This window comes from Streptomyces sp. Je 1-369 (genome assembly GCF_026810505.1).
Taxonomy (GTDB): domain Bacteria; phylum Actinomycetota; class Actinomycetes; order Streptomycetales; family Streptomycetaceae; genus Streptomyces.
Genome location: NZ_CP101750.1, coordinates 4735507 through 4748911, shown reverse-complemented (window position 1 = coordinate 4748911; position 13405 = coordinate 4735507). Strand labels below are relative to the sequence as shown.

Here is a 13405-nt window from a genome sequence, read left to right as displayed (position 1 = left end):
TCAGTGGAGGCGGCCGCTGAGGGCGCGCAGGGGGCCGAGCTCGTCGACGGCTCCCCGCGCGGCGGCGAGCGGTGTCGCGTACGACTGGTAGTGGTCCACCATGCTCAGGTAGCTGCCGTCGGCGCGGCGCATGAGGCCGAGCTGACGTCCGTCGACGGTGATCCGCCAGCCTCCGGAGGTGTGGCCGCCCTGGTGGGCCATGGGTTCGCCCTGGATGCGCCGCCCCTGGTACGTCTCGTCGAACGGTGTGTCGCCGGGCGGGTCGGCCCGAGGCGTGTCCGGTACGGCGCGGGCGATCCCGGCGGCGGCGAGGCACGCCGCGGCCGCCGTGCCGATGAGGTGGCGGCGGGTCATGCGGTCGAGGAACGGGGAGCCCATGGCGTCCTTTCGTCGACGGTTCCTGTCAGGCGGTCCAGAAGTCCCACCAGCGCGTCAGGATCAGCATTCCGACGACGCCCAGGTGCAGGGTGGGAAATACCCACGTGAATTCGCCGAGGGCGGTACGCAGCCACCGGGGTGCGGGCAGGAATCGGGACCGTACGTTGTGCGCTGTCACGTACCAGAACATGAGCGTGGTGGCGGCCCAGGCGAGGCAGCACCACAGGCAGAGGGAATGGATGCGGTAGAGGGACTGGAATTGCAGCCAGCCGCAGAAGACGACGCCGAATGCGGTGCCCGCGTTGAAGGTCAGCCAGTACCAGCGGGGAAAGCGCGCGCCCCCGATCAGTCCGGCGCCGACGCAGATGACGACGGCGTAGGCGACGAGTCCCAGCATCGGATTGGGGAATCCGAAGGCCGCGGCCTGCTCGCTCTGCATGATGCTGCCGCAGGCGACCACGGGGTTGAGGCTGCACCCGGGGACGTAGTCCGGGTCCTTCATGAGGTGGAGCTTGTCGAGGGTGATGACCCAGGCGGCCAGGAGCCCCGCCGTGCCGGTGACCGCGAGGAGCAGGCCGAGCCGCCAGCCGGCGGTGGAGACGCGTGCGGGGGCGTCGGGCGCCGGGCGCGCCCCACGGGAGTCGCCGACGGCTTGGAGCGGTACCCGGTGCGGCAGGTCGGTGGTGCGGCTCATCAGCGCAGGCTGCGTGCGGGCAGCAGGCAGTGCGCGGCGTTGAGCATGGTCTCCTCGTCCCCGGCGAACTCGGTGAGGCGCTCCTCGGAGACGGGCTCGCCCGGCTTGGCGTCGGGCCACGCGCGCGTGGTGGCCATGAAGTAGGCGTGACCGCGCTTCTTGACGGCGGCGAGCCACTCCGGCGGCGCCACGCACTGGGCGTTCAGGAGGGGCATGTTGACCACGGCCTGGTCGCCCTGGACGAGGAGGCTGACCGGCAGGGAGGGGTTGCGCGCGCCGTCGAGGAGCGGACCGCCGATGGGCAGTCCCGCGTCGCCGAGGAGGCGGCGCATCGCTTCGGCGGTGGCCTCCGGGCCGCCCTCGGTGTCACCGAGGGAGTAGGCCAGCAGAAAGGGCATGTCCTTGTCCTCCTCGGGGTGTTCACCGCTCCAGGCGAGAACAGCCAGGGTTCCCAGATCAGTTACTTGGAAGGGGCGCTGTTCGCTGGAAGTTGAGGTCATGAGGGGAACCGTATAGACGTGGGCTTACGGGCCCGGGCCCGTTGTCACCCGTGTGGCCCAACGCGAAAACGCCATCACACGATGGGGTCACCCGGTCGGCCGCGGAGCTGACGGCCGTACGGACACGCCGCGTGGACGTGCCGTACGGACACGCCGAAGGGCCGGTCCGTGGAAGAGGTGACCGGCCCTTGCGCGCACGGGGCGCTGGCGGTTCGCATGCGCTGTCCCGGCCAGAAACGTTTGCTCTCCCGGGAACGGAGCGGCTTCTACTGGGCGAGGGGAAGCCCGCCGAGGAGCTCCGTGGGGCCGCCCGCGGAGTTCAGGCCCTCCGTGGTGTCCTTGACCGTGCTGACGACCGAGTCCTTGTTCTCGGTGTCGAGCATGTTGGTGCTCACCGGCTTGGTGTCGAGCAGGTGCGGGGTCTGTCCCGCAATGGTTTCGAGGCCACCGTTCAGGCTGGTGGGCACCAGGTCAGCGGCGAACGCGGGCGCGGCGGAGCCGGCCATGGCGATCGAACCGGCAAGAACTGCAGCAGCCTTCAGGGCCTTCATCATGTTCCTTTCTTTGGCGACGCGCGCCGCCTTTGGGAGCACCGTTCAGGCATCGTTCGCCTGATGTCTCTTACTTCGGTACTAACGAGCGCGCGCCGGTCCGGAAACCCCTGGCCCTGAAACTTCCCTGATCCCGGCGGATCAGGCGGGCAGCTTGGGCAGCGGCGGCAGGCCCGGCAGGTTGGGCGCGGGCAGGCCGCCGCCGAGGACGGAGGCGACGAGGAAGTTGACGACGCCGGTGAGGACCACCGGGACCTGCGCGACGACGGCCTTGGCGTCTCCCGCGGCGGCCGCCTTGAGCAGGCCGTCCACCGCCTTCTGCAGCGCGGCCAGGGCGTCGGCCTTGGCGTCGAGCGGCGCCTTCGCGGCACGGCCCGCGGTCTTGGAAGCCGCCCCGAGGGGCGTCCCGGGGGCCGTCTCGGGGACCACCTCGGGGACGGCTTCGGAGGCTCCCTTGGCCGGCGGCTTGGCCGCCGTCTCGATGGCCTTCTTCACCGCTTCGGTGTGCTTCTTGACCTCTTCGGCGGAGAGCTTGTTGCCCGGCGCCTTCAGTACGGCGGTCAGCAGGGCGGTGACGGGGGTCAGGACACCGGCGATGTTGGTCAGCTGCTGGACCTGAGCCATCGGGTCCGGCGCCGCGGGTGCGCGCGGGGCGGTACTGGCCGGGTCGCGGGAGGCGTCGCCCTCGGAGGCGAGGGCCGGTCCTGCCGTGCCGAGAAGCAGCGCGGCACACAGGGTGGTGGTCGCGAGGCGCCGTACAGGCAGAGCGCGCATGGTGTCTCCCTTTCGGTGATGCATCAGATCGTGTGATCACCGTGAAAGCGGCGCACGCCGTCCGCAACCGAGCGGCCGCGGAACGCATCGGCGGGTCGCGGTGGCCCGTACGGGCATCTGCGCTGGTGGGACGGGGATCTGACGGTCGGTCGGGCGTTCGGCGCGGCGCACTCCATTCGGGGTACCACCGGTCACACCGGAGCGGTGGTGCCGGGCTCCGCGCCGGAACGCGGAACGGCCGCCCCCGCTTTCGCGGGGACGGCCGTTCAGAACCGACGGTGCGTCAGTCGTTGGCGCACTGGTTGCCGAACGCGGGGTTCAGCAGGCCGATGACGTTGACGCTGTTGCCGCACACGTTGACGGGGACGTGGATCGGCACCTGAGCGTTGTTGCCCGAGATCACGCCGGGGGAGTTGGTGGCAGCGCCCTGCGCGCCGCTGTCGGCGGCAGCGACGCCCGCGGAGCCGGCCACGGCGGCGACGGCGACAGCGGACAGGGCAAGAGCCTTGGTGGTACGGGACATGGAGTGCTGCTCCTTGGTGATGATGCGACGTACGGGCGGGCTGCCCGTCTGGAGGGATCAACTGCCGACCTCGGTGCCGAGTTGTGCGCCCAGACGGGTGATGCGCGACGGCAACCATTGCGGGACCGACCTTCACCAATCCGACACACGCGCGGAGGTCGGCCGAGCCTCCCGCGTCAACGGCTACAGTGGCGCTGCCCTTTAGGGCATTCCAGTCATACGCCTTCAGGTTCGTGCAAACAGGGCGAAACCCCGTTATCTCCGCTGTGGTTCGAAGTTCACACACTCGGAAGGCCAACGCCGCCATGCGTCACTCCCCGGGCCTGCGTCGCGTGTTCGTCATCGGGACACGCATCGATTTCGCACAGCGATGCAGAGCGCCGCAGCACGGCGGGGTCATCGCCGAGGCCCCGGTCGGCGCGGTCTTCGCCGCCGTCGGCGCGAAGCGCTAGTCGGCAACCCCCCAGCACCGTTGCCCCGCTCCGAATCCGCGGTGCCCCGCACCGACTCGAAGGAGACGCGCATGCCTCTGCCTTCAGCACCCCGCCCCCCACGGGTCCTGCACGTCAGCCAGCCCGTGGACGGCGGCGTGGCACGGGTCGTCGTCGACCTGGCCGCCGCCCAGGCCGCCACCGGCACCGACGTGCACGTGGCCTGTCCCCCGGACGGTTTCCTGCCCGACGCGCTGCGCGCCATCGGCGCCGGCGTCCACGTACACCCCTGGACGGCGTCCCGCTCCCCCGGCCGCGGTCTCCCGGGCGAGGTGCGGGAGCTGCGGCGCGTCATCGGCGACGTCCGGCCCGGCCTCGTCCACGCCCACAGCGCCAAGGCCGGGCTCGCCGCACGTCTCGCGCTGCGCGGCAGCATTCCCACGGTGTTCCAGCCGCACGCCTGGTCCTTCGAGGCGGTCGGCGGCCCCACCGCGTTCCTCGCCCGCCTGTGGGAGCGCCGTGCCGCGCGATGGGCGGCCCGCATCGTCTGCGTCAGCGAGGCCGAGTGGGTGACCGGCCGCCGCGCCGGTATCTCCGGCTCGTACCAGGTGATCCCCAACGGCGTGGACACCGACCGGTTCGCGCCCTCCGGGCAGGACCCCACGCACGTCCCGCTGGTGGTGTGCGTCGGCAGGCTCTGCCGACAGAAGGGACAGGACGTACTCCTGCGCGCCTGGCCGTCGGTGGCCGCGCAGGTGCCCGACGCCCGCCTCGTCCTGGTCGGGGACGGGCCCGACGACGCACGGCTGCGGGAACGGGCAGGCCCCCGGGTGGCCTTCGCGGGGGCGGCCGCCGACGCCGCGCCCTGGTACCGGGCGGCCGACGTGGTCGTCCTGCCGTCCCGCTGGGAGGGCATGGCACTGGCCCCGCTCGAAGCCATGGCCTGCGGCCGTCCGGTCGTCGTCACCGACGTGGACGGGGCCCGGGAGAGCCTGCCGCCGTCCCACCGCCCGTACTCCCTCGTACCCCCGGAGGACCCCGGCGCGCTGGCGCGGGCCCTGGTCACCCTGCTGCGGGACGGGCGGCTGCGGGACGCGCTGGGTCGGCGGGGCCGCGAGCACGTACTGGACCACCACGACGCACGGCGCGCCGCGGCCGCGGTCGACGCGGTGTACGGCGAGCTTCTGGGCACGGCGCCCACCGAGTACAGGGAGTGCAGCACGACGTGAGTGCGGAACGGACCGTTGCATCCTCATCGGCTCAGGCACGGCAGGACACCCAGGCCCCGCCCGGCACCTTCGTCGTCGCGCCACGCGAGGCGACGGTCCTGCGCGGCGCGGCGGCGGCACGGCTCCCGGCCCGGCAACGCCGCTCGGCCGCGGCCCTCGTGGCCGTCGACTGCGCCGCCGCCCTGGCCGCCCTGCTGCCGCTCGACGACCCGCTCCGGCAGGCCGTCCTCGCCCCGCTGCTCGTGCTCGGCGTACTGGCACTGAACGTGCAGGGCCGGTTGTACGAGTACGCCGCGCTGCCCGACACGCTCGGGCAGTTGCCGTCGCTCACCGGGCGGATCGTGCTCGCCTGGTCGGTCACCGCGGTCCTGGCCACCGCCCTGCCCGCGGTGGGGCCGCTCGCCCCGCGGACGCTGCTCGGCATGGCCGCGGCCCAGTGCCTGCTGAGCCTCTGCGGACGCGCGCTCGTCCACCGGCACCGGCGGGCAGCCACCGTGCGCAGGCCCCGGCCGGTCCTCGTCCTCGGGCCGAGCGGCCAGGCCCGCGGGGTGGCGGCCGCGCTGCTGCGGCGCCCCGGCTGCGGCATGCGGCCGGTCGGCATCGTGAGCGAGACCGCGGACCCCCCGCAGGACAAGGAGGGCGGCACCGAGACGCAGACCGGGCCCGGACCCGAACTCCCCCTGCTGTGCACGGAGGACGAACTCCACCGTGCGGTGATCCAGAACGACGTCGGCGCGGTGCTGATCGTCGCCGGGCACGGCCCCGGACCCGCCGGATGGCTGCCGGTCCTGCACGGCCTCGGCTGCGACCTGTGGGAGCTCGAAGCACGCCACGCGGACCCGCTGCCCGTGCCGGACGGACCGCGGCGGTACGTGGCCGGGTTCTCCTGCCGCTCCCTGACGCCCGCCAGGACCCGCGGGACCAGCGTCGGCAAGCGGCTCCTGGACATCGCCGTCTCCGGAGTCCTGCTGCTCGCGGCCGCGCCGGTCCTCGCGACCTGCGCGCTGGTGCTGCGGACCGTCGAGGGGCCCGGCGTGATCTTCCGTCAGGAGCGCGTCGGCAAGGACGGACGGCTGTTCACCCTCCTCAAGTTCCGCACCCACAGGCCCGCCGACCCGCAGGAGGCCGCGACCCGGTGGAGCGTCGCCGACGAGCACCGGATGAGCGCGTTCTGCCGGTTCCTGCGCGGCACCTCGCTCGACGAGCTGCCCCAGCTGTGGAACGTGCTGCGCGGCGACATAAGCCTGGTCGGCCCGCGTCCCGAACGGCCGTTCTTCGTCACGCAGTTCAGCCAGACCTATCCGGACTACGCCCACCGGCACCGCATGCCCACCGGCATCACAGGACTTGCCCAGATCCACGGACTGCGCGGCGACACCTCCATCGAGGACCGGTGCCGCTACGACAACGCCTACATCGACAGCTGGTCGTTCTGGCAGGACCTGTGCATCCTGCTGCGCACCCTCGGCTGCCTCGTCCGCCGCACGGGGAGCTGAGCCGGTGACCCACGCCCCGTCCACCGCCGTCCCGTCCGGCGCCCGCCCGCGGGACCTGCGCGACACCCTGCCACCCGGGCTGCGGCGGAGCGCCCCGGTGCTGCCGGTGGTGCTCATGATCGCGCTGCTCGCCCTGCCCGCGCCCGCCGAGGGCGCGGCCTCCGGCGGCGGCACCGGCGGCATGGCCGACGCGGTGTCCGCCCTCGTCGTCGGGTACTGCGTCGTCCGCGCGGTGCGGTCCCGGCGGCGACCGCTGAGCCGCACCGCCGCCGTCGTCATCGGACTGCCGGTCGTCGGCATCACCGCGGCGGCGTTCGGCGCCTCGTCCGCTGCGACCGGCGTCGCCGGGGCCGCCCGCTACCTGCAGATCTTCGTGCTCGTACCGGCCGCCGTCCTGCTGCTCATCCGCGACGCCCACCACTTCCGCCTCCTCGCCTGGTCGTTCGTCGGGCTCGGGCTGTGGCAGGGCGTCATCGGCGTACACCAGAACCTCACCGGCACCGGCGCCTCCTACATGGGCGAGGACATCCGCGCCGTCGGCACGTTCGGCTCCACGGACGTCATGGGGATGGCCACCGTCGTGTCGTACGGCCTGGTCTGCGCGCTGGCACTGGCCTTCCGGCCGCACGCGCCGCGCCGGCGGACGGCGGCGGTGGTGTGCGCGGGCCTCCTCACGGTGCCGCTCGCCCTGTCCTTCAGCCGCGGCGCGTGGATCGCCACCGCGGCCGCCTGCGCCGTGGTGCTCGTGCTCGCCGGGGTGCGCCGCGCGGCCCGGATCCTGCTGGTCGCGGGGGCCGCCGCCGTGGTCCTGGTCGCCGGATTCGGCGTGGGCTCGGCGATGCTCCAGGAACGCCTCAGCAGCATCACCCAGGTCACGGACACCCCCGACCAGTCGGTGACCGACCGCTACACGATGTGGGCAGCGGCCGCCGACATGTGGCGCGAGCACCCGGTGGCGGGCGTCGGCCTCAAGGGCTTCCCCGACCACCGCGACAGCCACGCCTCGCTCGCCCTGTCCTCCGGCAGCGACACGGCGGGCGCCGGCAGCGGCTTCGTACGCCAGCCGCTGCTGTCCCCGCACAACATGTACCTGCTGGTCCTCAGCGAGCAGGGGCTCCTCGGGCTCGGCACGCTGGCCGGGGGCTGGGCGGCGCTCCTGGTGTGCGCGGTGCGCCGGTGGAAGCGGCAGCGCGCGGGACGGGACCAGGCGGGCGGGCCGCGGCTCGACTGCGCCCTTGTGGCGTGCGGACTGCTGGTCTGGCAGCTCATCGACTTCATGTACGCCGACATCGGCGGGACCTCCACCGTCCTGACCGCCGTCGCCCTCGGCATGGCCGCCTGGTGGGCGGTCGGCTCCCGCGGGCTTCGTACGACGGCCGTTCGCGGAGAGGCGGGTGCCGCCCGATGACGACCGTGCCGCCCGAGGTGGCCCCCGACCCGGACCCGCCGTCCACCACCGCGACCGTCCCGCCCCCGGTACTGGAGCCCGCCGGGAAGACGGGCGGCTCGTTCCTCGCCAAGGCCGCGCTGGTCACCGCCGCACTGTCCGTCGCGGGATCGCTCCTCGGGCTCGTACGCGACCAGGCGCTCGCGCACTTCTTCGGCGCCGGGACCGACACCGACGCCTTCCTGGTGGCCTGGACGCTCCCCGAGCTGGCCGCGACGCTGCTCATCGAGGACGGCCTCGCCTTCTTCCTCGTCCCCGCGTTCAGCCTGGCCCTCGCACGCCGCGCGGACGGCCCGCCCCTCGACCCGGTACGCGAGCTCGTCCGGGCCTCGCTGCCCCGCATGACCCTCTGGTTCGTGGGCACCGCCGTCCTGCTCATCGCGGCCGCCCCCTACCTGGTCGCCGTGCTCGCCCCCGGCCTGCCCGACCCACGGCTCGCCGTCGACTGCACCCGGCTGACCGCCACCTGCGCCCTGACCTTCGGCCTCACCGGCTACTGCAGCGCCGCGCTCCGCGCCCACCAGCGGTTCGTCGCACCCGCCACGGTCTACGTCGCCTACAACGCGGCGATCATCGCCGCCCTGTTCGCGCTCGCGGCGCCGCTGGGAGTGCGGGCCGCGGCTGCCGGTGTGGCGGTGGGCGGGGTGCTCATGGTCGTCGTACAGGCGCCCTCGTTATGGCGGCAGCTGCGGCACCCGTACCGGCCCGGGCCGGGGGCCGCGCCCGTTCCGGCGAGGTCGTCGGACAGCACCCTCCAGACCGCGATCATCTGGACCGTCCTGCTCTTCGCGCTGTGCCGCCAGTCGCAGGTCCTCATCGAACGGTTCCTCGCCTCGTCGCTGCCCGCCGGGGCCATCTCGCACCTGAACTACGCGCAGAAGGTCGCGCAGATGCCGATGGCCCTCTCGCTCATGATCTGCACGGTCACCTTCCCCGTGGTGGCGCGGGCGCTGGCCGCGGGCGAGACGGAGCGGGCCCGCGACCGCGTCGAGCGGGACATCGTCCTGGCGGGCTGCCTGGTGCTGCTCGGCGCCGCGGCCGTCGTCGCCACCGCGCCCCCGCTCATCGAACTCCTCTTCCAGCGCGGCGCCTTCACCGCGAGCGACACCGCCGCCACCGCGTCCGTCATGCGTGTCTACGCCTTCGGCCTGCTCGGCCACACACTGGTCGGCGCGCTGGCCCGCGCGCACTTCTCCGTCGCACGGACCACGTGGATCCCGCTCTACGCGATGGTCGTCGGCGTCGTCGCCACCGCGGGGATCGGCTTCCTGACCGTCGGCACGTGGGGCGTCCACGGGATCGCCGCCGCCAACGCGACCGGCATCTGCGTCACCGCGCTGCTCCTGCTGCGCGGCACGGGCCCGCGCACCGTGCCGGTCAGGACACGGGCCCTCGCCGGACAGCTGGGCCGCCTCGTCGTGGCCGCCGGGGGCGCGGCCGCCCTGGGCGCCGGATGCGCGCAGCGGGTGGCACAGCCCGCCCTCGCGGTCCTCGCGGGCTTCACCGTCGTGGCCGTCTCCTTCGTGCTCATCGGGCTGCTCCTGAGGGCGCAGCCCTGGCCGTCCGCCCTTCGATCCGTCAGCAGAAAGCTGCGCCATGTCCGTTGACCTGACCCCGTCCGCACCGTCGTCCGGCACGGAGCCGTTCCTGCGGCTGCGGCCGCCCCGCACCCCGGCGTGGGTGGCGATGTACCACTCCGTCGCGGACCCGTCCGACGATCCGTACGAGATCACCGTCGCCCCCGAGCGGCTCGGCGCGCAGCTGCGCTGGATGCGGCGCCAGGGGCTGCGCGGCGTCTCGATGAAGTACCTCCTGGAGGCGTGCGCGCAGGGCCAGGAGCACAACCTGGTGGGCCTCACCTTCGACGACGGGTACCGCGACTTCGTCGACCACGCGCTGCCGCTCCTCCAGCAGTACGACTGCACCGCCACCGTCTTCGTCCTGCCGGGCCGCCTCGACGGCGACAACGCCTGGGACCCGCTCGGCCCGCGCAAGCCGCTGCTCGGCGCCGACGGCATCCGGCACATCGCCGAGTGCGGCATGGAGATCGCCTCGCACGGCCTGACCCACGTCGACCTGACCACCGCCGACGACCGCGTCCTGCGCCGCGAGGTCAGCGGCAGCCGGGCCGCCCTGCACGACCTGACCGGCACCGAGGCGCAGGGTTTCTGCTACCCCTACGGCACCGTCGACCAGCGCGTCGTCACCGCCGTACGGAACGCCGGATACCGGTACGCCTGCGCCATCGCTCCCGGCGTGCTCACCGGCCCGTACGCCCTGCCCCGCGTCCACATCGGGCAGGACGACACCGCGTGGCGGCTGCGCCTGAAACTGCGCACCAACCGGCTGCGGCGCCGCGCCCTCGACCGCTCGGCGGTGACGGCCCCATGAAGGTCCTGCACATCATCACCGGGCTCGGCGTGGGCGGCGCGGAACAGCAACTGCGCCTCATGCTCCGGCACTTGCCGACCGACTCCGACGTCGTCGCGCTGACCAACGCGGGCACCGTCGCCCAGGCCATCGCCGCCGACGGCATCCGCGTCACCGACCTGGGCATGTCCGGCAACCGTGACCTGGCGGCGCTGCCGCGTCTGGTCAGGATCATCCGGGCGGGCCGGTACGACGTGGTGCACACGCACCTCTACCGCGCCTGCCTGTACGGGCGCATCGCGGCCCGGATGGCCGGGGTGCGCGCGGTGGTGGCCACCGAACACTCCCTGGGCGACTCGCAGATGGAGGGCAGGCCGCTCACCGCGGGGGTCCGCGCCCTCTATCTGGCCGGGGAGCGGCTCGGACGGGTGACCGTCGCGGTGTCCCCCGCCGTCGGGGCGCGGCTGCACCGGTGGGGCGTGCCGCGTCAGCGGATCCGGGTGGTGCCGAACGGCATCGAGGTGGAGCGCTTCCGCTTCGACCCCGCGAGCCGGGCGCGTACCCGGCAGCACCTCGGGCTGCCCTCCGGCGCGTTCGTCGTCGGCGGCGTCGGACGCCTCACCGCGGGCAAGCGCTTCGACGTGCTGCTGCGGGCCGCCGCGCAACTGCCTGACGACGTCGTCGTCGTCCTGGTGGGGAGCGGCCCCGAGGAGCCGGAGCTGCGCCGCCTCGCGCACCGGCTCGGGCTCGACGGACGGGTGCGGTTCGTGGGCGAGTCCACGCACGAGACCTCCCCCGAGGTCTCTCGCGAGGGCGACGCCGCGGTCGGCGCGCCGGACCTGCCCTCGCTCCTCTCCGCGATGGACGCGCTGGCCTCGCCCTCGCCGGAGGAGGCCTTCGGTCTGGCCCTGGTGGAGGGCCTGGCCAGCGGGCTGCCCGTGCTGTACGCCTCCTGCCCGGCCGTCGAGGGCCTCGACGCGGCGGAGCGGTCCGGCGCCGCGTACTGCCCGAGCGATCCGGACTCCTTCGCGCAGGCGCTGCACGGCCTGCGCGGCGACGTCCCGCCGCACCGCGAGGCACCGGCCGCGGTACGGCACTACTGCATCAGCCGAAGCGCCGACCAACTGATGAACGTATACGCGTCAGTTGCCCCCGGCCCGACCCTGGAGGTGACCCCTCGATGAGCGACTCCGTGAACGAGCGCCCGCGCATCCTCGCCCTGCGAGCCCGTGCCGCGCGGCTCCCCCGCTGGTCGGCCCTGCCGGCCTGCGCGGTCCTCGGCGCCCTGGCCGGTGCCGGGTACGGCGCGCTGCAGACCCCGCAGTACACGGCCACGAGTTACGTCGTCGCCGTCCCGCAGGAGAAGGCCGACCCGGCGACGGCGCTCGGCTTCGCGCAGGCGTACGGCCGGGTCGCGACGCAGCTCGCCGTGCTGGGCGACGCGCAGGTGGCGGCGGGCGTGTCGGCCACGGAGCTGCAGGACAAGGTGCGGGTCGCCACGTCGCCGGACGCGCCGATGATCGCGGTCTCGGCGACCACCGACAAGCCGTCGTCCGCCGCGATCACCGCCAACGCGGTGGCACGGTCGCTCTCCACCGGCGCCAACCATTCCAAGGACAGCACGCGGATCAAGCTGATCCCGTTCTCGCGCGCCCTGCCGCCCAACGCCCCCGCGTCGCTCTCCACCGGCGTGACGACCCTGGTCGGAGGGTGCGCGGGCGGGCTGCTCGGCAGCCTCGCGCTCCTGGTGCGGCCGCGCGCCCGTACGGAGGCGGTGGCGGGCCCCTCCGTACCGGGACCCGCGTCCGCGCTGGTGCGGAGCACCCCGTGAGTACGGCAGCGCGCACAGCGCCGCACACCGCGCCCGACACCCGCCCGATGGCCGAACTCTGCGTCGACGAGGACGAGTTCGACGCGCTGGCCGAGCCGTGGGGGCGCCTCCACCGGTCGTGCGGGGCGGCGACGCCGTTCCAGAGCCACGCCTGGCTGTCGTCCTGGTGGCAGTCGTACGGGAGCCCGGGGCGGTTGCGCGTCCTCCTGGTCCGCGACGGCGCACAGCTGATCGCCGCGGCCCCGCTGATGCGGGTGGACCGGCCGCTGCCCGCCCTGAAGCCGCTGGGCGGCGCGATCTCCGACTTCACGGACGTCCTGGTGGACGACGCGTGCCGGGAGGAGGGCACGGAGGCGCTCCTGTCCGGCCTGTACGCGCTGGCCAGGACCGCGCTGATCGACTTCGGGGAGGTCAGGCCGGGCGCGTGCGCCGAGGACCTCTACGCACGCTGGCCGGGCCCGCGCCGCGCCCTCGCGGGCTCCGCCTGCCTCGAACTTCCCGCGCTCCCCATGGAAGGCCTGCTCAAGCGGCTGCCGACACCGCGGGCGCAGCGCACCCGGGCCAAGATGCGCAAGCTGTCGGCGCTGGGCGTGCAGAGCCGTGTCGTACCCGCCGACGAGGTGGAGAACTCGGTGCGCACCCTGCTGCGGCTGCACCAGCTCCAGTGGCAGGGCCGCAAGGTGACGGCCGAGCACCTCCAGCCGCGGTTCCACGAGCATCTGCTGCGCTCGATGCGCCCGATGGTCGCGGCGGGCGAGGCGGTGGTGACCGAGTTCAGCCTGGACGGCGAGGTGATGGCGGCGGACCTGACGCTGCTTTCCGGCACGCTGGCGGGCGGCTACCTGTACGGGGCGCATCCCCGGCTCAGGGAACGGAAGGTCGACGTCGCCACGATGCTCCTCGACGCGTGCACGCGGCACACCGGCGGCGAGCACCCGCGCGCGCTCAGCCTGCTGCGCGGCAACGAGCCGTACAAGCACCACTGGCGGCCCGAACCGGTCGCCAACCAGCGGCTCCTCCTCGCCCGCAGGCGCACCGCGCCGCTGGTGTGCGCGGTGGCGTGGGGCGTCTCGGGGCGCCAGTGGGCGAAGCGGTGGCTGCGCGAGCGCGAGGAGCGGCGGGGCGACGGGTCCGGCCGCGGCGGCGGAGCCTCGACGTGACGGCTCGCACCACCGCGGACG

At 73.9% G+C, this 13405-nt stretch carries 15 protein-coding genes; 9 read left to right on the top strand and 6 right to left on the bottom strand.

Annotated elements, in window-relative coordinates; genetic code table 11:
• The 6 genes from NOO62_RS21730 to NOO62_RS21705 form a co-directional block, all read right to left on the bottom strand.
• Positions 1-378, bottom strand: coding sequence for a tyrosinase cofactor (locus tag NOO62_RS21730; RefSeq protein WP_398978301.1), 378 nt, complete (start codon positions 376-378; stop codon positions 1-3).
• A 25-nt stretch (positions 379-403) separates the two neighbouring features.
• Positions 404-1072, bottom strand: a complete 669-nt coding sequence (locus NOO62_RS21725) for a vitamin K epoxide reductase family protein (RefSeq protein ID WP_268772558.1) — start codon at positions 1070-1072, stop codon at positions 404-406.
• The gene (locus NOO62_RS21720) at positions 1072-1572 is read right to left on the bottom strand and encodes a DUF5949 family protein (RefSeq protein WP_268772557.1); all 501 of its coding nucleotides are present in this window, start codon (positions 1570-1572) and stop codon (positions 1072-1074) included. Before NOO62_RS21720 ends, NOO62_RS21725 begins: the two co-directional genes overlap by 1 nt.
• Before the next feature lie 266 nt (positions 1573-1838).
• Positions 1839-2123, bottom strand: coding sequence for a hypothetical protein (locus tag NOO62_RS21715; protein WP_268775721.1), 285 nt, complete (start codon positions 2121-2123; stop codon positions 1839-1841).
• Positions 2124-2264: 141 nt separating this feature from the next.
• A complete protein-coding gene (locus NOO62_RS21710) occupies positions 2265-2897 on the bottom strand; it encodes a hypothetical protein (RefSeq protein WP_268772556.1) in 633 nt (210 codons plus the stop codon).
• A 283-nt stretch (positions 2898-3180) separates the two neighbouring features.
• A complete protein-coding gene (locus tag NOO62_RS21705) occupies positions 3181-3420 on the bottom strand; it encodes a chaplin (protein ID WP_268772555.1) in 240 nt (79 codons plus the stop codon).
• A gap of 305 nt (positions 3421-3725) precedes the next feature.
• On the opposite strand from NOO62_RS21705, the gene NOO62_RS21700 reads away from it, so the two are divergent.
• The 9 genes from NOO62_RS21700 to NOO62_RS21660 all read left to right on the top strand — a co-directional run bounded on the left by NOO62_RS21700 (position 3726) and on the right by NOO62_RS21660 (position 13384).
• Positions 3726-3872: a hypothetical protein gene (locus NOO62_RS21700; RefSeq protein WP_268772554.1), complete on the top strand. Its 147-nt coding sequence runs from the start codon at positions 3726-3728 to the stop codon at positions 3870-3872.
• A 71-nt stretch (positions 3873-3943) separates the two neighbouring features.
• Positions 3944-5080, top strand: coding sequence for a glycosyltransferase (locus NOO62_RS21695; protein WP_268772553.1), 1137 nt, complete (start codon positions 3944-3946; stop codon positions 5078-5080).
• Positions 5077-6576 carry an exopolysaccharide biosynthesis polyprenyl glycosylphosphotransferase gene (locus NOO62_RS21690; RefSeq protein WP_268772552.1) on the top strand — a complete coding sequence of 500 codons (1500 nt, stop codon included), beginning with the start codon at positions 5077-5079 and terminating at the stop codon, positions 6574-6576. Before NOO62_RS21695 ends, NOO62_RS21690 begins: the two co-directional genes overlap by 4 nt.
• A 115-nt stretch (positions 6577-6691) precedes the next feature.
• Positions 6692-7984 carry an O-antigen ligase family protein gene (locus NOO62_RS21685; protein WP_268775720.1) on the top strand — a complete coding sequence of 431 codons (1293 nt, stop codon included), beginning with the start codon at positions 6692-6694 and terminating at the stop codon, positions 7982-7984.
• Positions 7981-9630, top strand: a complete 1650-nt coding sequence (gene murJ / locus NOO62_RS21680) for a murein biosynthesis integral membrane protein MurJ (protein WP_268772551.1) — start codon at positions 7981-7983, stop codon at positions 9628-9630. Before NOO62_RS21685 ends, murJ begins: the two co-directional genes overlap by 4 nt.
• Positions 9620-10414 carry a polysaccharide deacetylase family protein gene (locus NOO62_RS21675; protein ID WP_414930864.1) on the top strand — a complete coding sequence of 265 codons (795 nt, stop codon included), beginning with the start codon at positions 9620-9622 and terminating at the stop codon, positions 10412-10414. The genes murJ and NOO62_RS21675 overlap by 11 nt, the downstream gene beginning before the upstream one ends.
• Positions 10411-11577, top strand: a complete 1167-nt coding sequence (locus tag NOO62_RS21670) for a glycosyltransferase (protein ID WP_268772550.1) — start codon at positions 10411-10413, stop codon at positions 11575-11577. Before NOO62_RS21675 ends, NOO62_RS21670 begins: the two co-directional genes overlap by 4 nt.
• The gene (locus tag NOO62_RS21665; RefSeq protein ID WP_268772549.1) at positions 11574-12224 is read left to right on the top strand and encodes a lipopolysaccharide biosynthesis protein; all 651 of its coding nucleotides are present in this window, start codon (positions 11574-11576) and stop codon (positions 12222-12224) included. Before NOO62_RS21670 ends, NOO62_RS21665 begins: the two co-directional genes overlap by 4 nt.
• Positions 12225-12271: 47 nt before the next feature.
• Positions 12272-13384: a GNAT family N-acetyltransferase gene (locus tag NOO62_RS21660; protein ID WP_268775718.1), complete on the top strand. Its 1113-nt coding sequence runs from the start codon at positions 12272-12274 to the stop codon at positions 13382-13384.
• Positions 13385-13405: the final 21 nt, after the last annotated feature.

What these genes read in the sequence shown, in the direction of transcription:
- NOO62_RS21730 (WP_398978301.1), bottom strand. Translation starts at nt 378, where the DNA reads ATGGGCTCCCCGTTCCTCGACCGCATGACCCGCCGCCACCTCATCGGC.
- NOO62_RS21725 (WP_268772558.1), bottom strand. Translation starts at nt 1,072, where the DNA reads ATGAGCCGCACCACCGACCTGCCGCACCGGGTACCGCTCCAAGCCGTC.
- NOO62_RS21720 (WP_268772557.1), bottom strand. Translation starts at nt 1,572, where the DNA reads ATGACCTCAACTTCCAGCGAACAGCGCCCCTTCCAAGTAACTGATCTG.
- NOO62_RS21715 (WP_268775721.1), bottom strand. Translation starts at nt 2,123, where the DNA reads ATGAAGGCCCTGAAGGCTGCTGCAGTTCTTGCCGGTTCGATCGCCATG.
- NOO62_RS21710 (WP_268772556.1), bottom strand. Translation starts at nt 2,897, where the DNA reads ATGCGCGCTCTGCCTGTACGGCGCCTCGCGACCACCACCCTGTGTGCC.
- NOO62_RS21705 (WP_268772555.1), bottom strand. Translation starts at nt 3,420, where the DNA reads ATGTCCCGTACCACCAAGGCTCTTGCCCTGTCCGCTGTCGCCGTCGCC.
- NOO62_RS21700 (WP_268772554.1), top strand. Translation starts at nt 3,726, where the DNA reads ATGCGTCACTCCCCGGGCCTGCGTCGCGTGTTCGTCATCGGGACACGC.
- NOO62_RS21695 (WP_268772553.1), top strand. Translation starts at nt 3,944, where the DNA reads ATGCCTCTGCCTTCAGCACCCCGCCCCCCACGGGTCCTGCACGTCAGC.
- NOO62_RS21685 (WP_268775720.1), top strand. Translation starts at nt 6,692, where the DNA reads ATGATCGCGCTGCTCGCCCTGCCCGCGCCCGCCGAGGGCGCGGCCTCC.
- murJ (WP_268772551.1), top strand. Translation starts at nt 7,981, where the DNA reads ATGACGACCGTGCCGCCCGAGGTGGCCCCCGACCCGGACCCGCCGTCC.
- NOO62_RS21675 (WP_414930864.1), top strand. Translation starts at nt 9,620, where the DNA reads ATGTCCGTTGACCTGACCCCGTCCGCACCGTCGTCCGGCACGGAGCCG.
- NOO62_RS21670 (WP_268772550.1), top strand. Translation starts at nt 10,411, where the DNA reads ATGAAGGTCCTGCACATCATCACCGGGCTCGGCGTGGGCGGCGCGGAA.
- NOO62_RS21665 (WP_268772549.1), top strand. Translation starts at nt 11,574, where the DNA reads ATGAGCGACTCCGTGAACGAGCGCCCGCGCATCCTCGCCCTGCGAGCC.
- NOO62_RS21660 (WP_268775718.1), top strand. Translation starts at nt 12,272, where the DNA reads ATGGCCGAACTCTGCGTCGACGAGGACGAGTTCGACGCGCTGGCCGAG.